Raw genomic sequence first — 24,080 nt, forward strand, 5'->3', positions numbered from 1 at the left:
TTCCACCGACACAGGCACCGCGTCACCGTGGGTGATGCTGGCGATGGCCACCCTCGGTTTCGCCGTCAACTTCTGGGCCTGGGCGCTCATCAGCCCCTTGGGTCCACTGTTCCGGGCGACCGGATCACTCGGTGAGCTCAGCGAGTCCGACGTCGCACTGCTCGTCGCCGTGCCTGTCGTCGTGGGTTCGCTGGGACGCATCGTCGTCGGCGGCCTCACCGACCGGTACGGCGGCCGGGTGATGTTTCCCATCGTCTCGGGCGTGACGATCGTGCCGATCCTGTTCATCGCCTTCTTTGCCCTCGAGTCCTACGCGCTCCTCCTGGTCGGTGGTTTCTTCCTGGGGATCGCAGGCACGGCGTTCGCCGTGGGCGTCCCCTTCGTCAACGCGTGGTTCCCACCGGACCGGCGCGGGCTCGCCATCGGCGTCTTCGGCGCAGGGATGGGTGGCACGGCGATCAGCGCCCTGACGACGGTCAAGCTCACAGCCCACCTCGGCGCGAGGTCTCCCTTCCTCATCACGGCCGCCGTGCTCGCGGCCTATGCGGTGGCAGCCTGGCTGGTCCTGCGTGACGCACCCGGCCGGAACGTGCCCACCACCTCCCTCGCCTCACGGATCTCCGCGAACGCTCGGCTCCCGATCACCTGGCAGGCATGCCTGCTGTATGCGGTCGCGTTCGGCGGGTACGTGGCGTTCTCGGTCTACCTCCCCGCCTACCTCAAGACCGCACACCACCTCACCCCCGACAGCGCCGCGAGCCGGATGGCGGGATTCGTGCTCGTCGCGGTCGTCATGCGTCCGGTCGGCGGCTGGCTCGCCGACAAGGTGGGGGCGATCCCGGTGCTCGCGGCCGGATTCGGCGTGGTCGTGGTGTGCGCAGGGATCTCGGCGGGGACCCCGCCCCTGCGTGGCACCGGTACCGTCGCCTTCCTCGCCATGGCCGCCGCACTCGGATCCGGCAGCGGGGCCACCTTCGCCCTCATCGCCAAGGTCACCGAGCCGTCACGGGTCGGCGGCGTGACCGGGCTCGTCGGAGCCGCCGGCGGCCTCGGCGGCTTCGTACCGCCCCTGGTCATGGGCTACGTCTACGGCCGCACCGAGTCCTACGCCATCGGCCTGTGGATGCTGTGCGCCACGGCCGCTCTCGCCCTGATCCTCACCGTCACCGTCGTCCGAAGAACAGCCACCCAAGGTCAGGAAGCGCATTGAGCCCCCGGAACAGCTCCACGCCCGACATCGGCATGGACGGCCCCCTCGTGGGGGCACTCGTTCGCAGCAGGAGGTTCTTCACCCGCGGGACCGTCTCTGGCGACCTGCGCACCATCTCGCAGGTGGGCGGTCGCCAGGCCGATGACTTCTACCGCGACCGGTGGAGCCACGACAAGGTGGTCCGGTCCACGCACGGCGTGAACTGCACGGGCTCCTGCTCGTGGAAGGTCTACGTCAAGGACGGAATCATCACCTGGGAGACCCAGCAGACCGACTACCCCTCCGTCGGTCCGGACTCCCCCGAGTACGAACCGCGCGGTTGCCCTCGAGGGGCGGCGTTCTCCTGGTACACCTACTCACCCACCCGCGTGCGCTACCCCTACGTCCGCGGCGTGCTGCTCCAGATGTTCCGCGAGGCCAAGGCCCAGCACGACGGCGACCCGGTCAAGGCCTGGGAGCACATCGTCGAGAATCCCTTGCGGGCCAAGGCCTACAAGTCCGCCCGTGGCAAGGGCGGACTCGTCCGGGCCACGTGGGACGAGGCCAGCGAGATCATCGCCGCCGCCCACGTCCACACGATCAGGAAGTACGGACCCGACCGCGTCGCGGGGTTCTCCCCCATCCCCGCCATGTCGATGGTCTCCCACGCGTCAGGCGCTCGGTTCGTCAACCTCATCGGCGGCTCGATGCTGAGCTTCTACGACTGGTACGCAGACCTGCCCGTCGCCTCACCCCAGGTCTTCGGGGACCAGACCGACGTCCCGGAGTCCGGTGACTGGTGGAACGCGGGCTACCTGATCATGTGGGGTTCCAACCTCCCCGTGACCCGAACACCCGACGCGCACTGGATGACCGAGGCCCGCTACCGCGGACAGAAGGTCATCGCGGTCGCCCCCGACTACGCCGACAACGTGAAGTTCGCCGACGAGTGGCTGGCAGCCCGACCCGGCACCGACGGTGCGCTCGCCATGGCGATGGGCCACGTCGTCCTCAAGGAGTTCTTCGTCGACCGACAGACGCCCTACTTCACCCAGTACGTCAAGACCTACACCGACCTGCCCCACCTCGTCCGGCTCGAGGAATCAGCCGACGGGGAGTACACCGCTGGCAAGTTCCTCACCGCAGCAGACCTCCCGGCCCACGCCGCGGAAGAGAACGCAGCCTTCAGGACCGTCCTCCTCGACACGGTCACCGACCAACCCGTCGTCCCCAACGGATCACTCGGCCACCGCTACGGCGAGAGCGGCATCGGGTCCTGGAACCTGGACCTCGGCGAAGTCGAGCCGCACCTGTCCCTGCTCGACTCCGCGACCGAGTCCGTCGTGGTCCGTATGCCGCGGTTCGACACCGCCGACGGCGCAGCCGCCGACCTCCCGCGCGGCGTGCCCGTGCGTCGTGTGGGCGGCCACCTGGTCACCACCGTCTTCGACCTGCTCCTCGCCCAGTACGGCGTGGGACGCACCTTTCAGGGGCAGCCGCTCCCCGGAGCATGGCCCACGGGGGATGACAAGGGGTACGGCGACGCGACCGCGCCATACACGCCCGCCTGGCAGGAGAAGATCACCGGCGTTTCGGCGGCCACGGCCGCACGGATCGGGCGCGAGTTCGCCCAGAACGCCGAGGAGTCCAAGGGGCGCTCGATGATCGTCATGGGCGCGGGGACCAACCACTGGTTCCACTCCGACACGATCTACCGTGCCTTCCTCACCCTGACCAACCTCACGGGCTGTCAGGGTGTCAACGGTGGCGGTTGGGCGCACTACGTCGGCCAGGAGAAGGTCCGTCCGATCACCGGCTACACCCAGGTCGCCAACGCCCTGGACTGGAACCGGCCGCCTCGCAACATGATCCAGACGGCGTACTGGTACCTGCACACCAACCAGTTCCGCTACGACCAGTTCGGTGCCGACACCCTCTCGGCCACCACGGGCAAGGGGCAGCTCGCCGGCAAGTCGACCGCGGACGTCATCGCCCAGAGCGCGCGCATGGGATGGATGCCCTCCTACCCCACGTTCGACCGCAACCCCCTCGACCTGAGCGACGACGCGGCCGCCGCCGGGAAGCCGGTGGGCGAGTACGTCGTCGACCAGCTCAAGTCGGGCGACCTGGAGTTCGCCGGCGAGGACCCCGACGCCCCGGGCAACTACCCCCGCATCCTGTCGATCTGGCGCGCCAACCTGCTGGGCTCCTCGGGCAAGGGAAACGAGTACTTCCTCAAGCACCTGCTGGGCACCGACTCATCGGTCCGCGCCACCGAGACACCGGTGGACCAACGCCCCGTCGACGTGACGTGGCGAGACACTGCGCCCGAGGGCAAGCTCGACCTGTTGATGACGATCGACTTCCGCCAGACCAGCACCACGATCTTCTCCGACGTCGTCCTGCCTGCCGCGACCTGGTACGAGAAGCACGACCTCAACACCACCGACATGCACCCCTTCGTGCACTCGTTCAACCCTGCCATCGCACCGCCGTGGCAGACCCGCACCGACTGGGACGCCTGGCAGACGATCGCCGAGAAGTTCAGCGAGCTCGCGGCCACCCACCTGGGCGTCCGCAAGGACGTCGTCGCGGTGCCGCTGACGCACGACACCCCGGACGCCATGGCCAACCCGCACGGCGTCGTCCGCGACTGGAAGAAGGGCGAGTGCGAGCCGATCCCGGGCGTCACGATGCCCAGGCTGGTCGAGGTCGAACGTGACTACGGCGCCGTGTTCGAGAAGATGAATGCCCTCGGTCCCCTGGTGGACACCCTCGGCGCGACCACCAAGGGCGTCACCTTCGAGCTCAGCAAGCAGGTCGACTACCTCCGAGCCAAGAACGGAGCCGTCCGCGGCGGTGTGGCCGACGGCCGACCCTCCCTGAAGAAGGACGTCAACGTCTGCGAGGCGATCCTCGCCCTCTCCGGGACCACGAACGGACACCTGGCCACCCAAGGTTTCAAGACCCTCGAGAAGCGCACCGGTGTCCAGCTCGCGGACCTCGCTGCCGAGCACGAGGGAAAACAGATCACGTTCGCCGACACGCAGGGGCCACCCGTCCCCGTGATCACGTCTCCCGAGTGGTCCGGCTCCGAGACCGGAGGACGGCGCTACTCCCCCTTCACCATCAACGTCGAACGGAAGAAGCCGTGGCACACCCTCACGGGACGGATGCACTTCTACCTCGACCACGACTGGATGACCGAGCTCGGTGAAGGCCTCCCCGTCTACCGACCACCACTCAACATGGCCGCACTGTTCGCCGAGCCCGCCCTCGGGACGCTGTCGGACGGGTCCGACGGCCAGGTCGAGGGACTGACCCTGCGCTACCTGACACCCCACAACAAGTGGTCGATCCACTCCGAGTACCAGGACAACCTGTTCATGCTCTCGCTGTCCCGCGGAGGCCAGAACATCTGGATGAGCGACCGAGACGCGGTCAAGGTCGGCATCAACGACAACGACTGGATCGAGGCGGTCAACCGCAACGGGGTCGTCGTGGCCAGGGCGATCGTGTCCCACCGCATGCCGGAAGGAACCGTGTACATGTACCACGCCCAGGACCGGCTGATCGACGTGCCGCTGGCAGAGACCTCGGGCAAGCGCGGAGGCATCCACAACTCGCTGACCCGGCTGCTCGTCAAGCCCTCCCACCTCATCGGCGGCTACGCCCAGCTCACCTTCGCGTTCAACTACCTCGGCCCGACGGGCAACCAGCGCGACGAGGTCACCATCATCCGCAAGCGCAGCCAGGACGTGACGTACTGATGAAGGTCATGGCCCAGATGGCGATGGTGATGAACCTCGACAAGTGCATCGGCTGCCACACCTGCTCGGTGACCTGCAAGCAGGCATGGACCAACCGGTCCGGCACGGAGTACATCTGGTTCAACAACGTCGAGACCCGGCCCGGCCTGGGCTACCCACGCACCTACGAGGACCAGGAGAAGTGGAAGGGCGGCTGGGAACTCGACAAACGCGGACGGATGAAGCTCAAGGCGGGTGGACGCCTGAAGAACCTCATGACGATCTTCTCCAACCCCGTCCTGCCCTCGATTGGTGAGTACTACGAGCCGTGGACCTACGACTACTCGACCCTGACCGACGCCCCGGCCCAGGAGCACACCCCCGTCGCTCGACCCAAGTCGCTCATCAGCGGCAAGAACATGAAGATCGAGTGGTCGGCCAACTGGGACGACGACCTCGGAGGATCGACTGCCACCGCGCACCGCGACCCGATGCTCAAGAAGATCGCCGACAAGGTGAAGTTCGAGTTCGAGCAGACCTTCATGTTCTACCTGCCCCGGATCTGCGAGCACTGCCTCAATCCCTCGTGCGCGGCATCGTGCCCCAGCGGGGCGATCTACAAACGTGAGGAGGACGGCATCGTCCTGGTCGACCAGGACAAGTGCCGCGGCTGGCGCAAATGCGTGTCAGGCTGCCCCTACAAGAAGATCTACTTCAACCACCGCACCGGCAAGGCCGAGAAGTGCACCTTCTGCTTCCCGCGCATCGAGGTCGGGCTGCCGACCGTCTGCGCGGAGACCTGCGTCGGGCGCCTGCGCTACATCGGGCTGATGCTCTACGACGCCGACAAGGTCCTCGCCGCCGCGTCGACCACCGACGACGCGGGTCTCGTCGAGGCCCAGCGCGACGTGTTCCTCGACCCCTTCGACCCCGAGGTGATCCGCGAGGCAGAACGGGCCGGCATCGCGCGTGACTGGGTCGACGCCGCCCAGCGCTCACCGATCTACGCCCTCATCAACACCTTTCGCGTCGCCCTGCCCCTGCACCCGGAGTACCGCACCATGCCCATGGTCTGGTACATCCCACCGCTGTCCCCGGTGGTCGACGTTGTCGCCGAGACCGGCGAGGACGCCGAGGACACGGGCAACCTCTTCGCTGCCATCGACGCGCTCCGGATCCCGGTCGAGTACCTCGCAGAGCTGTTCACCGCTGGTGACGTCGGGCCCGTCGACGCGGTGCTCAAGAAGCTCGCTGCCATGCGCTGCTACATGCGCGACATCAACATGGGGCGCGACCCGGATGCGTCCATCCCCGCCGCGGTAGGGATGACCGAGGAGCAGATGTACGACATGTACCGCCTCCTCGCGATTGCCAAGTACGACGAGCGGTACGTCATCCCACCTGCCCATGCCGAGCTGGCGCACTCCTTGGAGGAGCTGTCGACGGAGTGCTCCGTCTCGGACTACAGCGGCGGGCAGCAGGACGTCTTCGGCGAGGGGTCCGGAACGCCCACTCCGGTGGCGGTCGAGAACTTCCAGATGCTCCAGGCCCGCCAGACCTCCGACTCCCTTGCGGGACCGGTCAACAAGGCAGGACGCGTCAACCTGCTCAACTGGGACGGCAAGGGCTCGCCCCCCGGCATGTTCCCGCCGAACGGGTCCGACTCATGAGCGAACGCAGACCTGCTCCGACGCTGCCCCCCGACCAGCTGACCCTCGTGTGGCAGTCGGTCTCCCTGCTGCTCGACTACCCCGATGACCGGCTCCCGGACCGGGTCGCGCTCGTCCGCTCGGCATCGCGCGACGTGGCCCCTGTCATCCGCGACTCCCTCACAACCTTCCTCGACCACGTCGAGCAGACACCCCTGCCTGAGCTCCAGGCCGACTACGTCGAGACGTTCGACACCCGTCGCCGCTGCAACCTGTTCCTGACCTACTTCGCCCACGGCGACACCCGCAAGCGTGGGATGGCACTGCTGCGCTTCAAACAGACCTACCTCCAAGCAGGGTTCGAGCTCGATGACGCGGAGCTGCCCGACCACCTCTGCGTCGTCCTCGAGTTCGCCGCCACGGTCGACCAGGGACTCGGCCGGGACCTACTGCTCGACCACCGGGCCGGCCTGGAGCTGTTGCGACTCTCGTTGCGCGACATGGGTTCTCCGTGGGCCAACCTCATCGACGCGGTCACCACCACCCTGCCCAGGCTGCGGGGCGACGAGCGCGACGCAGTACGCCGCCTGGCCGCCGAAGGGCCTCCCGAGGAAGAAGTCGGGCTGGCCCCCTTCGCCAACCCACAGTTCAGCCCCGGAGCAGCCGCCGGCGCAGCCCCGCCATCGATCCCGCTGCCCATGCCCTCGTTCCCCGGAGCCCGGACATGAGCGTGTTCTTCTTCGTCATCTTCCCGTACGTCTGCATGACGACCTTCGTCGTCGGACACCTGTGGCGCTACCGCTACGACAAGTTCGGCTGGACCACCCGGTCGTCCCAGCTCTACGAGAACCGACTGCTGCGGATCGGGAGCCCGCTGTTCCACTTCGGCATGCTCGGGGTCGTCGGTGGCCACATCATCGGTCTCCTCGTGCCGGAGTCCTGGACCGAGGCAGTGGGGATCAGTGAACGCGGCTACCACGTGGTGGCCGTGGCCGGAGGCCTCCTGGCCGGGCTGGCGGCCCTCGTGGGCATGGTCATCCTCATCTACCGCCGCCGCACCGTGGGACCGGTGTTCTCCGCGACCACCGTGATGGACAAGGTGATGTACGCGTTCCTGGCCGTCGTCATCGTCCTGGGCATGTGGAACACCATCGCCGGGTCGATCCTGACCATCGGTGGCGAGTACAACTACCGCGAGGGGGTGTCTGTCTGGTACCGCTCTTTCCTGGCCTTCCAGCCCGACGCATCCCTGATGGCAAGGGCACCACTGGGCTTCCAGTTGCACGCGCTCGTCGCCTTCGCGCTCTTCGCACTGTGGCCCTTCACCCGGCTCGTGCACGTGTTCAGCGCGCCAGTCGGCTACCTCACGCGACCGTACATCGTCTACCGCAGCCGCGACGACGACCAGCTCGGCAGCCACCGGGACCGGCGAGGCTGGGATCGCGTCGGCTGACCACCCACCCGCGGGACACGGCGATGTCGCGCACCCATCCCTAGCTCAGGAGCAGACGTGCAGAAGCAGTCACTGACGGCGCTGGCCCGACACCAGCTGCAGGCGGCATCGACCGCCTCCAGCGGTCGCAGTGCCCACACGGTCTACGGAGGCAACGGACACGTCCTCCGCCAGACCCTCATCGCGCTCGCGGCCGGAAGCAGCCTGGACGAGCACGAGAACCCAGGCGAAGCCACCCTGCAGGTGCTCCAAGGACGGGTCACCCTCGTCGCCGGCCAAGACAGCTGGAACGGATCGCCAGGCGACCTCCTGTTCATCCCCGACTCCCGACACGCCCTCCACGCAGTCGAGGACTCGGTCATCCTGCTGACAGTGGCCAAGAAGACGTGACACGGGTACCGACTGACAGCGTCATGATCGCTCGACCGGGGACGAGGACCTAGAGATGTGCCACTACTGCGGATGCCGCGACATACCGCTGATCCGGGACTACATCGCCGAACACGAACGCGCGACCAACCTGGGAGGCGACGCAGTGCGTGCGCTCGACCGCGGTGAGCTGACCGTAGCCACCGCGCTGCTGCGCGCCATGGCCGCCGAGCTGCGTTCCCACTGGCAGGGAGAGGAGAACGGCCTGTTCGCGGTGATGCGTCGTGACGAGCTCTTCGCCAAGCACATCGGGCCACTGGTGAAGGAGCACCGCGAGCTCGAGACACTGCTCGATGCATGTGATCTCACCAAACCCTCCGATCAGTTACGCGTCCGCACTGCGGTCTTCGACCTGCACGAGCACATCGCCAAGGAAGAGGACGGACTCTTCCCCGCGTCGCTGGTCGCCCTCACCGGCGATGAGTGGGACGCCTCCATGCGCGCCTGGCACGAAGCCCACCCCGAGGACCTCATGATCGGCGAGTGACGCGGCACGGCTTGCACCTGACGGGTGCGTACGTGGCCAGTACGCGAGCTACCTCAGCAGTCGCAGGTCATCCAGCGGCACGTCGGTGTCCGTGAGCAGGGCGAGTGGTGGATGGACACCCCCACGAATCAGCGCTTCGACGTCCTTGGTCTGGCCCCAGCTGTTCACGCTCAGGCCGGCCGCGACCTTTCCTTCCTGCAGCCAGAAGGCGGTGAACTTTCCTGACGTCTCGTCGCCTCGGATGACCACCTCGCAGGGAAGGACCGGGTCCGGGTGGCCGACGTACTCCAGGCCGAGGTCGTACTGGTCGCTGAAGAAGTAGGGCAGGGCGTCATAGTGCTCGCCCTGACCGGTGATGGCCGCGGCTACGGTCTGGGGCTGGTTGAGCGCATTGGCCCAGTGCTCGACCCGCAGGCGACGGCCGAGGGTCGGGTGCCAGGCGTTGGCGATGTCGCCGACCGCGAACACGTCGGGGTGCGAGGTCTGCAGGTGCGGGTCGACGACGACGCCGTTCGCGACCTTGAGACCAGCCTGCTCGGCGAGTGCGGTGTTGGGGAGGGCGCCGATCCCGACGACGACCGCATCGGCCTCGAGATGGGTACCGTCGGCGAGCTCGACCCCCGAGACGTGACCTCGTCCGTCGTTGACCAAGGCAACCACGTGGGCCTGCGTGCGGACTTCGACTCCGTGGGACCGGTGCGCGTCGAGGAGCACGGCGGCGACGCGTTCACCCAGCAGGGGCGCCATGGGCATCGGTCCGGCCTCCAGGACCGTGACGGTCGCACCCATCGTGCTGGCGGCCGCGGCAACCTCGAGGCCGATCCAGCCACCGCCGATGACCACGAGGCGGGGACCGGTCGCGAGCACGGCGTGGAGCGCGTTGCTGTCCTCGAGGGTGCGCAGGTAGTGCACCCCGGGCAGACCGGAGCCCGGCACGGGCAGCTTGCGCGGGGAGGCACCTGTGGCCAGGACGAGCAGGTCGAACGGGACCGTGCGAGTGCGCTCGCCCGCGCCGACGGTGATCTGGTGCGCCGGGAGGTCGAGGCCGAGGACAGGGCGACCAGTGCGCAGGTCGACGTCGTTGTCGTCGTACCAACCGGGGTCGTGCACGAACAGCTCGTCTTCGGCCACGGTGCCGAGTGACAGGTTGGCCTTGGACAGCGGTGGGCGCTCGTACGGCCGGTGGCCTTCCTGTCCGAACACGGTGATGGGCCTGTCGAAGCCGCGGGTGCGCAGCGCCTCGGCGGTCTTGGCGGCGGCCAGGCCGCCGCCGACGATGACGACCCGCTTCGCGTCTGTCATCGCGTCGACCTGGTGAAGGCGAGGAACTCCGCGCGCGTGCCGCTGTCCTCGCGCAGGGCGCCCAGCAGGCTCGACGTCACGGTGGTGGTACCGGGCGCCTGGACGCCGCGCAGCGTCATGCACAGGTGCTCGGCCTCGATGACGACGCCCACTCCCGCTGCTCCCAGCTGGTCACGCAACCAGGTGGACACCTGGGTGGTCAGCCGTTCCTGCACCTGTGGTCGCCGGGAAAAGTGCTCCATGACCCGAGCAAGCTTGGACAGGCCCACGATGCGGTCGCCGGGCAGGTAGCCGATGTGGGCGGTGCCGATGAACGGCAGCATGTGGTGCTCGCACATCGACTTGACAGGGATGCTACGGGCGACGATGAGCTCGTCGTAGCCGCCGTCGTTGGGGAAGGTCGTCATCTGGAAGGGTCGGGGACGCAGGAGCTCCGCGTATGCCGCCGCCATCCTCTCGGGCGTCCGCGCCGTGGACTCCTGACTGACGTCCACTCCCAGCGCGGTGAGCAGGGCCCTCGCAGCCGGCGTAGCCACAGCCAGGTCTGCCTCCTCCACCAGACCGGGTACCGACCGTGGATGGGCAGGTTGGTGGGTGCGCGCCGCGATACTCATGCCGTTGTTCCGGCGGTCGGGGCGGCAGATGCCGCCACGTGCCCAGAACCCTGTTCCACGGCCAGTCCGTCCGCCGGCGCTGTCACGACCCGGTGCAGGGGCCACAGGACGCCTCGGTTGTCATACGCTGTCGCAAGGCGTTGCAGCGCAACGGCGGCCAGCAGGAGACCGAAGTCCCGTAGGGCCACGTCGTAGTAGCCCGGGATGAGCAGAAGGTTGACGATGATCCCTCCCAGCCAGGCCGCGACAACCACTCCACCAAGACGCGGGTGCAGCAGGACCAGAACTCCAGCGAGGACCTCGACCACACCTACGGCATACATCGCCTGATGGGATGTGACAGGCAACGGGTCGGACAGCGCCGGGGCGAGATACTGATCCCACTGGACGAGCAGGTTGGTGAACTTGTCGATCCCGAAAGCGATGGGAGCGATGGTGAAGGCACCGCGAAGAACCACGTACGCCTGATAGACCGGGTCCCGCTGAAACCCAGTCCCGGGGCGGGTGTCGATGTGGTGCCGGGTGAGGTGTGTTTCCACGATGACTCCTTGGGCAGAGACGCTGTCCACTCACGAACCCGACGGAGCCGAGACACGTTCAGTGCCCGCTGACGGTGCTCCGGACGTGGTGAGAGGCTGACCTCGTGTTAGACGTGACCCCGCTCGGAGTTCTTACCGACAACGCCATCGGCAGGAACGACCAGACTGTTGGCGGTAAGACGGGGGCGGCCGCGCGCAGCAAACACGGCATGAGTACCCGCAACAGCCACCCCACCCCAGCCTGTCTCGCAGCAGGCCCGCCGGTCGACGTCATCGCCTGGCGGACCTGTCGACTGCGCGAGGTCGGATTCTCGCCCGCGCTCGCCGAGGTGCTGGCTGCCGGGCGCGTCGACCTTCACGCCCTGCTCCAGCTCGTCGATGCCGGCTGCCCGCCGCAGCTCGCCGCCCGCATCTTGTCCCCCGTCGGCGATCCGAGGGTCTCGTGATGAGCGCACCCAGCCGCGACGACCGGGCGGCACGCACCGTTGCGCCCGCGGACAGCATCGGGCGGACGAAGGCCGACACCCGAAGCGACCGCGGCGAGCCAGTCGACTGGGTGCACGCGTTGAGCACGCCCGGGCCCGAACAGGCCGCGGCGATGCGGCAGCTGCATGACCTTATGCTGCGCGCCGCCGGCCACCAGGTGGCCAGGATGCGAGGGGCACTGCCAGACGACTCTCCCGCCACGGTCGACGTCATCGTCAACCAAGCGGCCGACGAGGCCATGACCGCCCTGCTCGGCAAGCTGCACACCTTCGAGGGACGCAGCAGGTTCACCACCTGGGCATTCAAGTTCGCCATCCTGCAGGCCGCGACAGACGTCCGGCGTGTCCAGTGGCAACACCGTGAGGTGGAGCTGCGCGACCTCGACCTGGCCACCAAGCCGGGCCCGCACCACGAGAGCCCCGAGAACCACACCGAAGGCGTCGACCTCGCCGCCGCCGTCGCGGCGTCGATGCACGCGGTCCTCACCCCGCACCAGCGACGGGTTGCGGTGGCCTTGCTCGTGGACGGCGTTCCCATCGACGTCCTCGCCGAACGTCTCGGCGCCACTCGCGGGGCCTTGTACAAGACGGTCCACGACGTCCGGGGCCGTCTGCGCGCCGATCTCGTCAGCAAGGGCTACCTCACGGCGGAGCCCAGCCGCGCCGGGTCCTCCCGCACCACAGCCACTCCAACCACGACAGGTCTGTCATGAACACCACCCCCGCGCAACCATCGCCACCGGACTCGGGCCTCGGCCCTGAGGCGGTCCAGGCCCTGCTGCTCGACACGACGCCCTGGCTCTCCTGCGACGACTGCTTCGCACGCATGGACACCTACGTCGAGGCGCTGCTGCACGAGGACGCCCCACGCGACCTAGCCATGGCTGCTCACCTTCACGGCTGTGCCGCCTGCGACGAAGAGGCCCACGCGCTCGCGTCCCTCCTGAGTGGGGGTCCATGACCCCTGGCGGCGGTGTCACGGCAGGTTTCCACGCTTCATGGATGGCCCTCGGCCCAGTCACTGGCGCCCTTGCTGCGCGGCGGTGTCAGACAACGACCGGACCCAGTCTGTAGCGGCGACATCTCATGCAGGCTCGCGGGCCGCGGGATTCGCCGTCGGACTGCGGCGGAGCCGACACAACGACGAGCTCGAGCGTGGACTCGTCGTGTGAATGGGGCTCGCGTGGCTAGGGGTGGCCGTCCTCGTGGGAGCCGAAGTGACCTGAGCCGCTCACTTCAGGCCACACGCCGACGGACGGCCGAAGGCGTCCGTCCTGAAGTGTTGGTGCGGTGGCCAGGACCGCGGCGGACCCTACCCGCCCGCTTGCTGGGCGATGCTGGTCTCGGCGGCGCCGGGAGCTACGGGCTGTGGTGACTTCGACGGATGAGTCCACGTCGGACCCCGGTGGCGACGGCAGCGGTCCGGGAGTCGGCGCCGAGCTTGGCGAAGATGTGCACGAGGTGGGACTTGATGGTTGCCTGGGACACGAACAAGCGCCCAGCGATCTGTTCGTTCGACAGGCCGTCGGCGACCAGTGTCAGCACCTGCGACTCCCGGGCGCTCAGGGACGTCGACGGGGTGCGCATTCGGTCCATGAGGCGATCGGTGACGGCTGGTGCGAGAGCGGACTGGCCCGCCGCCGCGGTGCGCACGGCCGCGATGAGCTCTTCGGGTGGGGCGTCCTTGAGCAGGTATCCGGCGGCGCCGGCCTCGACGGCCGCGATGATGTCCGCTTCGGTGTCGTACGTCGTCAGCACGACCACTCGCGGAGGTGTGACCATGCTGGCGATCTGCCCCGTGGCTGCGATGCCGTCCAGACCCGTCCCGAACTGCAGGTCCATCAGGACGACGTCGATGTCCCCGGTCGGGGCCCGCGCGATGGCGGCCTCCGCGGTGGCGACGTCCTCGGTCACAACGATGTCGGGCTCGGACTCGAGCACGGCACAGAGCCCCGCGCGCACCACAGGATGATCGTCGGCAAGGAGCAGTCGAATGACGGTCATCGGACCAGCCTCGTGATTGCACGTGGATGGTCCGCCGTCGACCTCTGAGGTGGGCGCTCGAAGTGGACCGACACCGCGGTGCCGCGTCCGGGGTGGGACTCAACGCTCAGGACGCCACCAAGGTCATCTGCCCTGGATCGCATGGAGCGCAGGCCGAAGCCTCCCTGGCCGGGCCCAGCTGGCCTCATGGGGAGCTGCGTGTCGGTATCGAACCCGGTGCCGTCGTCGACGACGTCCAACGTCACCGCGGTGTCCATGCCGGTCAGGGTGATATCCGCACGGGTGGGCTTGGCGTGCTGGGTGACGTTGCCGAGCGCGGCCTGTGCGATGCGCAGCAGTGCGACCTCCACGGGCGTGGGAAGGGTCGGCACGTGTCCGACTTCATGGAACGTCACCGGGATGCCGGTGCGGGTTGTGGTGGTGCTGCACAGCCGCTGGAGGGCCGCCGGCAGGGTGGACTGCTGCAGGTCGCCAGGTGCCAGTGCGTGAACGAACCGGCGAGCCTCGGCCAGGTTCTCCTGCGCCATGAGTCGAGCCTGCTCGACCAACTCTGCCGCCTTGAGCTGCTCGGCCGTCTGCGCTGCGGTCAGGGACCTCTGCGCGGCAGCGAGCAGGAGCTGGATGCTGGTCAGGCCTTGGGCAAGGGTGTCGTGGATCTCGCGGGCCAGGCGTTCGCGTTCGTCCAGGACCCCGGACTGGTGTTGTGCCCGGGCCAGGTCGGCTCGGGTGCGGTCGAGCTCGATGATGAGGCGCCGGCGTTGCTCGGACTCTTCCTGCAGCGTCTGGTACCCGAAGACGGTGGCGATGGCGGCAGCGGCTCCGAGCGCCGGCCCGATGACCATGGCCACGGCGAACTTGTCCTGATGCCAACCGAACCCGGCCACTGCCGCCGCTGTCGTGAAGAGGACGGCGGTCAGCCCCACGCGTCGGGGCAGTAGGTACAGCAGGAGGAAGAACCATGGAAACGCCAGGTAGATGGCGTCCGGCGTCAGGACCAGCAGGGCTACCCACGCAGCGAGCAGCACCGCCAGCCACACCCGAGCCTCGACCGCTGAGGTGGACACCGCCGTCCAGCGTGCCCCGAGGGCATAGATGGTGGCAACCACACCGGAGCGGGCCACGGCCGCCCAGTCCGCAGGGCCGGCCATACCGCTGCGGACGGCAGCCAGCACGAGCAGAACCGCCACGAGCAGGTGAACCCCCCACCGCAACGGGCCCGGAACGGGCGCCGACGCAGATTCCGGGGCGGAGGCAAGGGCGGTCGACTGGCTTGACGCTGGATGGGACATGTCACTGGCAACACTACGGCGCACCTCCCTGGGCGGCATCCATCGAAAGTTTGACGTGGGACGGCCCCCTTCGACGCCGGCGAACCGATCCTGGGCGTGATGCCCGAAAGAGCCCAGGCAAGGACCGTAGGTGGTGGGGCGGCAACCGCTGCGCAACAGGCCACGGCCGCACCCCAGCTCCACGAGAGCACCGGGTCGCCACCGGGCCACCTATGGAAGGAAGCCATCGGCGTGTTCGTCGCCATTCGAGATCTGCGCTTTGCCAAGGGACGGTTCGCCCTCATGGGCTCGGTCGTCACGCTCATCACCCTGCTGGTCGTCCTGCTCTCTGGACTCACTGCCGGCCTCGGGCGCGGCAACACCTCTGCCATCACCGACCTACCGGCCGACCACCTGGTGTTCTCCGCACCCGCCGCCGGGCAGAAACTCACCTTCACCGACTCCTCCATCACCCCGTCGGCGCAAGCCGGGTGGGCACGCGTGCCGGGTGTGCGTCGAGCTGATCCCGTGACCGTCGCCATGACCCGTGCCAGTGTCGGCGATCGCACCGCCGGCGTCGCGGCCTTTGCGATCGCCCCGGGCTCCCCGCTGGCGCCCACGGTCGGCGCCGACGAGGTGATCTTGTCGACCAAGGCGGCCGCCTCGCTGGAGACCGCCGCTGGAGCCCGCGTCGCCGTGGCCGGTCGGCAGCTGACCGTCGCACGCGTGTCCGGCAACGACGAGTTCTCCCACGCCCCCGTGATCTGGGCAGCGGCCGCGAACGCCCCTGTGTCCGGCCAGCCCCCGGGCAACGCGACATTTCTGGCGCTGCGCACCGACGAGGGCACCGACCTCACCGCTGCCGACCAGCAGCTGGGGACACTGACGCTCACCCCCGAGAAGTCGCTGTACGCCATCGGGTCCTACACCTCCGAGAACGGATCGCTGCAACTGATGCGAGCCCTGCTCTTCGCCATCTCCGCCCTGGTCATCGGCGCGTTCTTCACCGTTTGGACCGTGCAACGCAGCGGCGAGATCGCCATCCTCAAAGCGCTGGGCGCGTCGAACGGCTACCTGCTAAAGGACGCCCTCGGCCAAGCGGCGGCACTGCTCGCCCTGGGCACCGCCCTCGGGACCGGCATCGGAGCGGGAATCGGGGCCGGCATCACCGCTCTGGCTGGAACCGCAGTGCCGTTCGTGCTGAACCTGCCCACCCTGCTGCTGCCCGCCCTCGTCATGAACGTGCTCGGCCTCGCAGGTGCAGCCGTCTCCCTGCGCACCGTCACCACGGTCGACCCCCTCACAGCCCTGGGAAGTGCCCGATGACCCTGCACCTGAACGACATCACCCTCACCTACCCCGACGGCGACCAGCGCCTCACCGCGCTCGACCACGTCGACCTCACCGCCGAACCCGGCACCCTGACCGCCATCGTCGGACCATCCGGCTCAGGCAAGTCCAGCCTCTTGGCCGTCGCGGCCACCCTGATCACGCCCGACTCCGGACGCGTCGTGCTCGACGGGATCGACCTGGCCCAGCTCAACCGCGGCGAGACCGCCCGGGTTCGCCGCGAAGAGATCGGGATCATCTTCCAGAGCTCGAACCTGCTCGCCTCTCTCACCGCCATGGACCAGCTGCTGGTCATCGCCCACATGAACGGCATCGATCAAGGGGCCGCACGGCGCCGGGCCGTGCAGCTGCTCGACGCGGTCGGGCTTGGCGCCCAAGCCGACAAGCGTCCGCACCAGCTCTCCGGAGGTCAGCGGCAACGCGTCACCATCGCGCGTGGCCTGATGAACCAACCGTCCCTCCTCCTGGTCGACGAACCAACCAGTGCCCTGGACAGCCAACGCGGCGAAGCGATCCTGACCTTGCTGCGTGAACTGACCGTCGACCGCAACCTGACCACCCTCATGGTCACCCACAACCACGACCACCTCGCAGGCGCCGACCGAGTCAGCAAAATCGTCGACGGCAGGGTCCACCAGCTCGCGACCTGGTGACGTGATGCCCGAGGCTTACACCGAAGTCCACACAGGTTCCGCGCGTCACGGTGACTACCGAGTGCCACGGCGTCACCCACGGTCGTTGGCCTGGTGCGTTGACGTGAATCCGACCCAGAGTCAACGCAGGCATCAGCCACCCAGGGTGGTGCCAACCCGTCGCCAGCGTGCTCGCCAGGCGGAGGTCGGACGCACGTCAGGAGGCAGCCCCGTAAGGTCCCGGAGGAGGATCGACCTCGGCAAGGTCGAATCTTCGCCGCAGACGTCACCGACGAGGACGACGTGTCGAACTTCATCCGGCGTGGGCTGGACCGGTTCGGTCGGCTCGACCACGCGTTCAAGAACGCCGCGAGCACCGAGGCCGGCGCCGCCGATGACAGTTTCACCCCCATGACGTTGCCCGGGTTCGAAGGAATCGTCGCGCAAGCTTGACCAGCGTGTGGCTGTGCTTGAAGTACGAGCTCCCCACCTTGCTGACACAAGGCGGCATCATCGTCAACACACATTCTCCATGGAGCCGTCCTGCGCATGCCTGGCACGGGCAGCTACGCCGCCGCCAAGTCCGGCGTCGAGGCACTGACGGTCACAACGGCAAAGGAGTTCGCCGCGCATAGAGTGCAAATCAACGCTGTCCGTCCTGGTGCCATCCGCACCCCATGCTCGAGAAGAACCTGCACGGCGCACGCGAGCCGGAGTTCCGGGAGCGTCTTGACCTGCACAACTCGATGATCTCGATGCGACGCATCGGGGAACCGGTGGAGATGGCAGACGCCGTCCTGTGGCACTCGTCGCCACACTCGTCCTACGTCACTGGCCAGGTCATCACCGTCGACGGCGCGCTGGGAGTTTGACGCGGCCCGGGGGGCCGCTGTCCTGACGAGGGGTATTGGTTGAGTTTTTCCACTGACCGGTGGTCGCGTGGCTTCGACGCGGTTGGCGCCGATGAGCCACATGAGGAGTTCTAGCACCCGCGTGCCGTCCACGAAGGCGACTGACCTCTTCCCTGCGCGGGAAGTGCGTGGCCCCCCTTCGGACGTCCACGCACGTCAGCGAACGTGCAGGGACCGGCACCAGGGCCGAAACGCGACGTCTTAGTCAAGCAGCTGGTCAAGCAGTGGTCCCTGACGCAAGCCAACGAAACAGCCCCTGACCGGCGTTTCCGCAGGTCAGGGGCTGTTTCGTACTGGTGGGCGATACTGGGTTTGAACCAGTGACCTCTTCCGTGTCAACGACTTTCGCACCGTCCGCAGCCGTCCGCCAAGGTCCGTCTGAGCACGAGCCACTCCCCTACAGTCCCTCGACGTCCGTCCAAATACGCACCGATTGTCACTCACTTAGTCACTCATCCCTCCGAAGCGAGCGGCGCGTCGGGCACACCAACGAACGAGCGTCACAGCGCCGCCTTTGCGTCAACTCTCCCAAGGGCGAGGCCGACCCGGACGCGGGGACCAAGCGCTGCCGCGAGCATGACGAGTCTTGGCTCCGGCGTGTGCATCACGCTTGGCTTGATGGCTCCGGAGGATCTCGTTGGGCTCCTTTGCCCGGGCAGCGTTGATGCCACCGTCGTTGCAGTGACGGAGCCATTCGTCCGCGGCGGCGACGCCTTCGGCCACCTGTACGTCGTCCACGACCGCCCAGTCGTTCTGTAGCTGTCGCGCGCCTAGTCCCCAGATCATCAGCACCGCCTCGACAGGTACGTCCCGGACGCCTTGGGAGCGAAGGATCGATCGCACGGATCTGGCACTAACGAGCATCATCCATCGCCGCCTCGCGATAGCGATCCGTCGCCCACTGCCGGCCCGCACCCACAAACTTGGTCTCGATCGCCAGCACCTCCCGCGGACTTACCGCGACGTGATCGATGTTGCGCTTCTCCATCGGGACGTCGTCCAGGAACAGCCAGCCGAACTCGCGGCTAGCGAGGACCACCCGATGTGCAGATCGCCAACGGCGATCAGGCCGTCCTCGACCAACTCATCGGTGCATCGAGGTTAAGGCAGGTGTGCGGCAATGCCCGTAACGACGGTGTTACTTACAGCCGCTGTACCCGCGACCACGACTGCGTGTGCCGCTTGGAGTCGTTCGATCTCTTGGGTCACAGTTCCGGGTAGCGCTGACGGCGTCGTCAGCAGGAGGGGGACGTGCCGGATGCCGGCAACCGCTGCCGCCCCCAACGCGTCCGGGAACGACGTACCCGAGGCCACAAAGAGTCCCGGGAGTGGCAGGGCGCTCGCTGGAAAGGCTTGCTTCGAGACAGCACTCGAGGTCGAGTATCGGTCACTTCCGCTGATCCGCAGCGCCGTGGCTCCTGGGGCTGCGGCCAGCGCCGCGTTGCGCACGGTGTCGGGCAAAACCGCAGTGCCCCCGACAAGGTAGATCTGCTTCGGCTTCAGCCTGACGATCTCGGCGCGAACCGAAGGGTCGAGCGCCGAGTCTGCGAGCAGCATCGGGCATCCGCGCATGCCTGCAACCGGTGCGGCCGATAGGGCATCTGGGAAGCTGAGGCCGGACGAGAGATAGACGCAGCTGGCGGTCGGGAATGCCTGCTTGGCGATCTGGGCTGACGTCTGGTATCGGTTGGCCCCCTGCCACCGTGTGACGGTGGGGCTGTACGCCGCCAGTGCGGTCTGAACGGCCGCGGACACCGAACCCGCACCGCCGAGGATGACGATCTTGGCAGGCTGAAGCCGAGCAAGTTCGCGACGTACCGCCGAGGGGAGCTGATCGCGTGACGTGAGAAGCACCGGCCCCTCCTTGATGACTGCGACAGGAGCACCGGCAAGAGCGTCGGGAAACGTCACGCCGGAAGCGACGAATGCGACGGGGACATGCGGCGCGAACGCATGCGACGAGACAGCGGCCGCGGTGCTGAACCGGTCCGCTCCAGCCCATCGCTCGACCGGGTTGACGACAGGACTGGTTGGCCCAGCCGTCTTCGGGATTGATCCTCCAAACGAGTCAAAACCCTTGAGTGCTGCCGAAATGGTCTTCCCGGCGTCCTGGGCCACCAATCGATACGTGCTCGATGTCGCACCTGCGATGGCTACGCCGTTGCGCATCCACTGGAACTTGTACTTCTGGTCCCAGGCGCCCCAGTACCCGAAGGCGACGCCCAGCGTCTGACCCACGGACGGTTTGCCCGTGATCGCGGGGGTGTCTGCGTATCCCGCGGCGGGGTAGGTGAACCACCAGAAGGGATATGCCTGCGTCAACTGCCAATCGTTCAAGTTGGGCGTGTAACGGAACGTGCCGTAGACGCCGTGGTTGCTGACGTCAGCGGCCGTCGCGCTGTAGGTGAGCGTGCACGTCACTACGTCGCCATTTGCCATCGTGGCTGGAAGCGACGCACTGACGTCGTCTTCACTGTAGTTCGAGTTGGGATCTCCCCACCCGTCCGGATGACACGGTCCGGACCAACTTCCCTGAGGGTCCTGCGTCCAGTGGTGATCGAAGGTGACCGACAGGCCATTGTCGGGTGTGAAGCTGAGAGTCTTGCCTGTCTTGTTGGTCGCGGTGAAGCGCAACTGGATCGTGTCCCCCGCGGCGAACCCCGACGGCGTCAGCTGCTCGATCTTCAGCTCCAGTGGGGAGGTGAGCGCCGCGGCTGACCCACCCGAGAGGACTAGTCCTCCAATGGCCATGGTCACGCAGACCAGAGCTCCGACCCCGGACTTGATCCGCTGAAGGACGACGTGATTCATGCTCTGCGCTCCTCTTGGGTTGCCCACTCTGGGGCGGCGACGGCAGGCTATCGGCTCCCCCATGACTGTGTGACTGATTCGCTTCGAAATGATCATGGGCAGTGGTCTCACCACGCCCTTGCCGGCATGCCGCCGAATTGCTTGTGGTCGCCATTCGCCTGGCATCGCCGTGCGCCAAGGCGTCCAACTGGTGGATAAAACGAACGTCATGTTCGCATGGTCCGCGTGCGGTATTACACGGAAGTTGATCGCCCCCACGGTCAGCGTTGTTAGCACGCGCTGCAGGAACTCTTCACGGCCCAGCTTCAGGCGATGCCGCCGCTCTTGAGGGCTCTGCCACATAACTTGCAGCTGGATGGCACTGGCGACACTCCACCCGGTCGAAGCCGCGGCGAGCCGGCTGCCATCGCACCTGCGTCACACCGCCGCCTTTGCATCAACTCTCGCTAGAGCGAGGCCGACCCGGACGTGAGGAGCCGGCGCTCTCGTGAGCCTGACGAGTCTTGGCTCCGGCGTGTGCATCACGCATGGCCTGATGGCTCCGGAGGATCTCGTGGAGCTCCTTGGCCCGGGCATCGCTGATGTCACCGACGTTGCACTAACGGAGCCAAGCATCTGCGGCGGCGACACCTCTGACCACGTGGACCTCGTCCACGACCGCCCAGTCGTTCTCCAGCTGTCGCGCGCCGGGCCCCCAGATCATCAGCACCGCCTCGACAGGTACGTCCCTGACTCCTTGGGAGCGAAGGATCGCTCGCACGGACCTGGCACTCGCGCGGGCACCATTCATCGCAGCCTCGCGATAGTGATCCGTCGCCCACTGCCGGCCAGCACCCACGAACTTGGTCTCGATCGCCAGCACCGCCCGGGGACTGACCGCGACGTGATCGATGTTGCGCTTCTCCATCGGCACGTCGTCCAGGAACGGCCAACCCAATTCCCGGCTCGCGAGGACCTCCCGCGTGAACGACTCACCCCACTCCCCCATCGTCACCGGATACGTCCTGATCAAAGACGTCACGAAGACCATCCACGCCCAGCTCGTCATCAGCGTCCCAGCGAAGAAGCCTCGGACCATCGTTGACCCGAGCGGCAGCACGAGCACCACCACGGCCGCACCCAACATTCAGGCTGCTGCCGCGGCGATATTGCGACGCCCGCTCCACAGCTCGGTCCGCGCCAGCTTCCAGCGGCGCCGCTGCTCGAACGTCCTCCTCCCGCGCCTCAACACCCCCACAGTCTGAGGCAGACAGTCATCGACCACGGCTGGAATGCGCTCAGCCCACGGAAGAAGTCAGCAATGAGTCGCCAGCGATCCGCCCGGCCGGCGCCGGCCGCCAACGCACGGCCACGGACGACGGCGGACCCGACGGATGACCACCGCGAGTGAGCGAGAGGGACTTGGTCACTCAGTTAGTCACTCACCAGCACGGAAGAGGTCAGAATCGGCCCTCGGAACCGGACAACGAAACGGCCCCTGATCTGCGTTTTCGCAGGTCAGTGGCTGTTTCGTACTGGTGGGCGATACTGGGTTTGAACCAGTGACCTCTTCCGTGTCAACGACTTTCGCACCGTCCGCTGGAGTGCGTCGAGGTCCGTCTGAGCACGAACCACTCCCCCGAGGTCCCGCGACGTCCGCCCAAATCCGCATCGGTTGTCACTCACTTAGTCACTCACCCCGATACCGGGGCCGGTGCCCTCAAGCCACGGCAGACCACCCGCATCGACTATCGGCTGCCAGGGGCACTTTGGCGAATCGGCATCGCGCAGCCCGGACATGGAGGGCCAGTGAACCCGTGTCTTCCCGCCCACTATGGGGAAGTGTCACAGCGCGGCGCTCTGGGATCGAAAGATTGGCCGAGTCGATTGATGGTCACCCAGACTGGCAGGAGTAGGACGCAGGTCCACAGGGCAATGTGTTCGGGCGTCGTGAGGAAATCCCAGGGCCCGAAATGGACGGACCGCACTTGGACCGGGCAAGGTCGCGTCGCTTTGATCGCAACCAAGGCGGTGGTGCGCGTTCCCTGATCACGCCATATGCCCCCTTTAGTTGCTGAGCAGGCCTCCGGCCTTGACCAGGTAGGGGACGAGGGGGAGCGTGCGGGTGGTCGAGGGCGTCAGCAGGGCCACACTGAGCTGGTCCTTCTCGAAGGCGACGAGGATGGACCGATAGCCGACCTGCTCGCCTTCGTGCCCGACGCCCGGGCTGCTGCCGAACAGGGGTCCGAAGTCCATCAGTCCAAGTCCGTAGCTGTCGCCATCCCTGACGTCCAGCATTTCCTTGAGCATCGCCTCAGAGAGAACATGGCCGCCGTAGAGCTCGTAGCCCCACCGTGCCGTGGTTGGGGCTTCGGAGGCGATGCCGCCGGCAGCGCCTCCGTACGTGGCCATGGAGCGGAACGGCACGTAGCCATCGGGCTTGACCGGGATGGGGATGCCCCGGTCCTCGGCCGGGAGAGCGAGCGGCGGCGACAACGGTCGCTCGGTCTGGAGCGAGATCCGCTCCAGGCCCGCGCGCTGGAACGGACCCTGCGCCAGTGCAGCGCTAAGACTCACGCCCCGGACCTTCTCGATGAGCAGCCCCAGGAGCCAGTAGTTCGCATTGACGTAGTCGTATTCGACCCCGGGCTCGGAGAGCCGTACGGGGACGCCCGCCAACGCCCGCTGCGCAGTCCACGGTTCGGTCGGGTCACCGATCTCGTCCACGAGGTCCTGCGGTATACCGCTGCGCATGCCCAGCAGGTCACGGACGGTGGCCCCCTTGGCCAGCAGCGGGCTCTGCACGTACGCGGACGCGGGACCGTCCAGCTGCACCTTTCCTTCCTCGACCAGGTCGAGCACCTCAGCCGCCACGAACGTCTTGGTCACGCTGGCGATGGCGAGACCGGTCTGTGGGGTCAACGCGGTCCCGGTTCTGTCGACTCCCGCAGCACCAGACCAGACGCGGCCATGACTGACGACGCCGGCGGTGACCCCGGGGATCAGCCCGGTGCTCACCCAGCGCTCGATCTCCTTCTGCAGCGCTGTGGCCTTGGCGTCCTCCAGAGCCACACCACTGATCTGTGGGAACGGCCGCCCGCCTGCTGCCCGACTCGACGCGGAGGCGCCGGGGCTCGGCGCGCCGCCCCGCTCGCCGGCACACGCACCCCCCGACGCAAGGGCCAGCGCCACCACCAGCGCCACCGCCTTGGTCGCGCGTGCACGGTTC

At 67.4% G+C, this 24,080-nt stretch carries 24 protein-coding genes; 15 read left to right on the forward strand and 9 right to left on the reverse strand.

Annotated features, from left to right (window positions below; all coding sequences use genetic code 11):
* The first annotated feature begins 43 nt into the window (after window positions 1–43).
* Genes ACYVKF_RS18095 through ACYVKF_RS18125 form a run of 7 tightly spaced genes read left to right on the forward strand, consistent with a single transcriptional unit; the run spans window position 44 to window position 8,956 of the window.
* Entirely contained in the window at window positions 44–1,210 is a 1,167-nt protein-coding gene (locus ACYVKF_RS18095; protein ID WP_460968275.1) for an MFS transporter, read from the forward strand.
* Window positions 1,211–1,242: 32 nt separating this feature from the next.
* Complete coding sequence (locus ACYVKF_RS18100) at window positions 1,243–4,959, forward strand: nitrate reductase subunit alpha (protein WP_460968783.1); 3,717 nt, start codon at window positions 1,243–1,245, stop codon at window positions 4,957–4,959.
* The gene (gene narH, locus ACYVKF_RS18105; RefSeq protein ID WP_460968277.1) at window positions 4,959–6,608 is read left to right on the forward strand and encodes a nitrate reductase subunit beta; all 1,650 of its coding nucleotides are present in this window, start codon (window positions 4,959–4,961) and stop codon (window positions 6,606–6,608) included. Before ACYVKF_RS18100 ends, narH begins: the two co-directional genes overlap by 1 nt.
* Window positions 6,605–7,315, forward strand: a complete 711-nt coding sequence (narJ, locus tag ACYVKF_RS18110; RefSeq protein WP_460968279.1) for a nitrate reductase molybdenum cofactor assembly chaperone — start codon at window positions 6,605–6,607, stop codon at window positions 7,313–7,315. Before narH ends, narJ begins: the two co-directional genes overlap by 4 nt.
* Window positions 7,312–8,040: a respiratory nitrate reductase subunit gamma gene (gene narI / locus ACYVKF_RS18115; protein ID WP_460968281.1), complete on the forward strand. Its 729-nt coding sequence runs from the start codon at window positions 7,312–7,314 to the stop codon at window positions 8,038–8,040. Before narJ ends, narI begins: the two co-directional genes overlap by 4 nt.
* A gap of 57 nt (window positions 8,041–8,097) precedes the next feature.
* The gene (locus tag ACYVKF_RS18120; RefSeq protein WP_460968282.1) at window positions 8,098–8,430 is read left to right on the forward strand and encodes a cupin domain-containing protein; all 333 of its coding nucleotides are present in this window, start codon (window positions 8,098–8,100) and stop codon (window positions 8,428–8,430) included.
* Window positions 8,431–8,485: 55 nt separating this feature from the next.
* Window positions 8,486–8,956 (forward strand): hemerythrin domain-containing protein, encoded by a 471-nt coding sequence (locus ACYVKF_RS18125; protein ID WP_460968284.1) that lies wholly within the window; start codon window positions 8,486–8,488, stop codon window positions 8,954–8,956.
* A gap of 48 nt (window positions 8,957–9,004) precedes the next feature.
* Here the strand turns inward: ACYVKF_RS18125 and ACYVKF_RS18130 are convergent, their stop codons facing one another.
* From ACYVKF_RS18130 to ACYVKF_RS18140, 3 genes are all read right to left on the reverse strand, one after another.
* Window positions 9,005–10,258, reverse strand: a complete 1,254-nt coding sequence (locus ACYVKF_RS18130; RefSeq protein ID WP_460968286.1) for an NAD(P)/FAD-dependent oxidoreductase — start codon at window positions 10,256–10,258, stop codon at window positions 9,005–9,007.
* Window positions 10,255–10,794 carry a GTP cyclohydrolase I FolE gene (gene folE, locus ACYVKF_RS18135; RefSeq protein ID WP_460968288.1) on the reverse strand — a complete coding sequence of 180 codons (540 nt, stop codon included), beginning with the start codon at window positions 10,792–10,794 and terminating at the stop codon, window positions 10,255–10,257. The genes ACYVKF_RS18130 and folE overlap by 4 nt, the downstream gene beginning before the upstream one ends.
* 74 nt (window positions 10,795–10,868) lie before the next feature.
* On the reverse strand, window positions 10,869–11,411 hold the full coding sequence (locus ACYVKF_RS18140; protein ID WP_460968290.1) for a hypothetical protein: 543 nt from the start codon (window positions 11,409–11,411) through the stop codon (window positions 10,869–10,871).
* Window positions 11,412–11,620: 209 nt separating this feature from the next.
* On the opposite strand from ACYVKF_RS18140, the gene ACYVKF_RS18145 reads away from it, so the two are divergent.
* Genes ACYVKF_RS18145 through ACYVKF_RS18155 form a run of 3 tightly spaced genes read left to right on the forward strand, consistent with a single transcriptional unit; the run spans window position 11,621 to window position 12,857 of the window.
* On the forward strand, window positions 11,621–11,857 hold the full coding sequence (locus tag ACYVKF_RS18145) for a hypothetical protein (RefSeq protein WP_460968292.1): 237 nt from the start codon (window positions 11,621–11,623) through the stop codon (window positions 11,855–11,857).
* The gene (locus ACYVKF_RS18150) at window positions 11,857–12,609 is read left to right on the forward strand and encodes an RNA polymerase sigma factor (RefSeq protein ID WP_460968294.1); all 753 of its coding nucleotides are present in this window, start codon (window positions 11,857–11,859) and stop codon (window positions 12,607–12,609) included. Before ACYVKF_RS18145 ends, ACYVKF_RS18150 begins: the two co-directional genes overlap by 1 nt.
* The gene (locus ACYVKF_RS18155; RefSeq protein ID WP_460968296.1) at window positions 12,606–12,857 is read left to right on the forward strand and encodes a hypothetical protein; all 252 of its coding nucleotides are present in this window, start codon (window positions 12,606–12,608) and stop codon (window positions 12,855–12,857) included. The genes ACYVKF_RS18150 and ACYVKF_RS18155 overlap by 4 nt, the downstream gene beginning before the upstream one ends.
* Window positions 12,858–13,255: 398 nt before the next feature.
* Here the strand turns inward: ACYVKF_RS18155 and ACYVKF_RS18160 are convergent, their stop codons facing one another.
* Together ACYVKF_RS18160 and ACYVKF_RS18165 are read right to left on the reverse strand one after the other, a co-directional pair.
* The gene (locus ACYVKF_RS18160) at window positions 13,256–13,900 is read right to left on the reverse strand and encodes a response regulator (RefSeq protein ID WP_460968297.1); all 645 of its coding nucleotides are present in this window, start codon (window positions 13,898–13,900) and stop codon (window positions 13,256–13,258) included.
* Window positions 13,897–15,087, reverse strand: a complete 1,191-nt coding sequence (locus ACYVKF_RS18165; RefSeq protein ID WP_460968299.1) for a sensor histidine kinase — start codon at window positions 15,085–15,087, stop codon at window positions 13,897–13,899. The genes ACYVKF_RS18160 and ACYVKF_RS18165 overlap by 4 nt, the downstream gene beginning before the upstream one ends.
* Window positions 15,088–15,420: 333 nt before the next feature.
* Between ACYVKF_RS18165 and ACYVKF_RS18170 the strand changes: the two genes are divergently transcribed.
* From ACYVKF_RS18170 to ACYVKF_RS18190, 5 genes are all read left to right on the forward strand, one after another.
* Complete coding sequence (locus tag ACYVKF_RS18170; protein ID WP_460968301.1) at window positions 15,421–16,494, forward strand: FtsX-like permease family protein; 1,074 nt, start codon at window positions 15,421–15,423, stop codon at window positions 16,492–16,494.
* On the forward strand, window positions 16,491–17,171 hold the full coding sequence (locus ACYVKF_RS18175; protein WP_460968303.1) for an ABC transporter ATP-binding protein: 681 nt from the start codon (window positions 16,491–16,493) through the stop codon (window positions 17,169–17,171). The genes ACYVKF_RS18170 and ACYVKF_RS18175 overlap by 4 nt, the downstream gene beginning before the upstream one ends.
* A 282-nt stretch (window positions 17,172–17,453) precedes the next feature.
* Window positions 17,454–17,603: a hypothetical protein gene (locus ACYVKF_RS18180; protein WP_460968305.1), complete on the forward strand. Its 150-nt coding sequence runs from the start codon at window positions 17,454–17,456 to the stop codon at window positions 17,601–17,603.
* Between the two features lie 96 nt (window positions 17,604–17,699).
* A complete protein-coding gene (locus ACYVKF_RS18185) occupies window positions 17,700–17,900 on the forward strand; it encodes an SDR family NAD(P)-dependent oxidoreductase (RefSeq protein WP_460968307.1) in 201 nt (66 codons plus the stop codon).
* Entirely contained in the window at window positions 17,828–18,022 is a 195-nt protein-coding gene (locus ACYVKF_RS18190; RefSeq protein ID WP_460968309.1) for an SDR family oxidoreductase, read from the forward strand. Before ACYVKF_RS18185 ends, ACYVKF_RS18190 begins: the two co-directional genes overlap by 73 nt.
* Before the next feature lie 892 nt (window positions 18,023–18,914).
* Here ACYVKF_RS18190 and ACYVKF_RS18195 read toward each other — a convergent pair.
* The 4 genes from ACYVKF_RS18195 to ACYVKF_RS18210 form a co-directional block, all read right to left on the reverse strand.
* The gene (locus tag ACYVKF_RS18195; protein WP_460968311.1) at window positions 18,915–19,100 is read right to left on the reverse strand and encodes a nuclease-related domain-containing protein; all 186 of its coding nucleotides are present in this window, start codon (window positions 19,098–19,100) and stop codon (window positions 18,915–18,917) included.
* Between the two features lie 62 nt (window positions 19,101–19,162).
* Window positions 19,163–20,872: a cell wall-binding repeat-containing protein gene (locus ACYVKF_RS18200; protein ID WP_460968313.1), complete on the reverse strand. Its 1,710-nt coding sequence runs from the start codon at window positions 20,870–20,872 to the stop codon at window positions 19,163–19,165.
* 598 nt (window positions 20,873–21,470) lie between these two features.
* Window positions 21,471–21,983, reverse strand: a complete 513-nt coding sequence (locus ACYVKF_RS18205) for a nuclease-related domain-containing protein (RefSeq protein ID WP_460968315.1) — start codon at window positions 21,981–21,983, stop codon at window positions 21,471–21,473.
* A 935-nt stretch (window positions 21,984–22,918) separates the two neighbouring features.
* Window positions 22,919–23,923 (reverse strand): serine hydrolase domain-containing protein, encoded by a 1,005-nt coding sequence (locus ACYVKF_RS18210; RefSeq protein WP_460968317.1) that lies wholly within the window; start codon window positions 23,921–23,923, stop codon window positions 22,919–22,921.
* Window positions 23,924–24,080 lie beyond the last annotated feature (157 nt).

This window comes from Pedococcus soli (assembly GCF_054782575.1).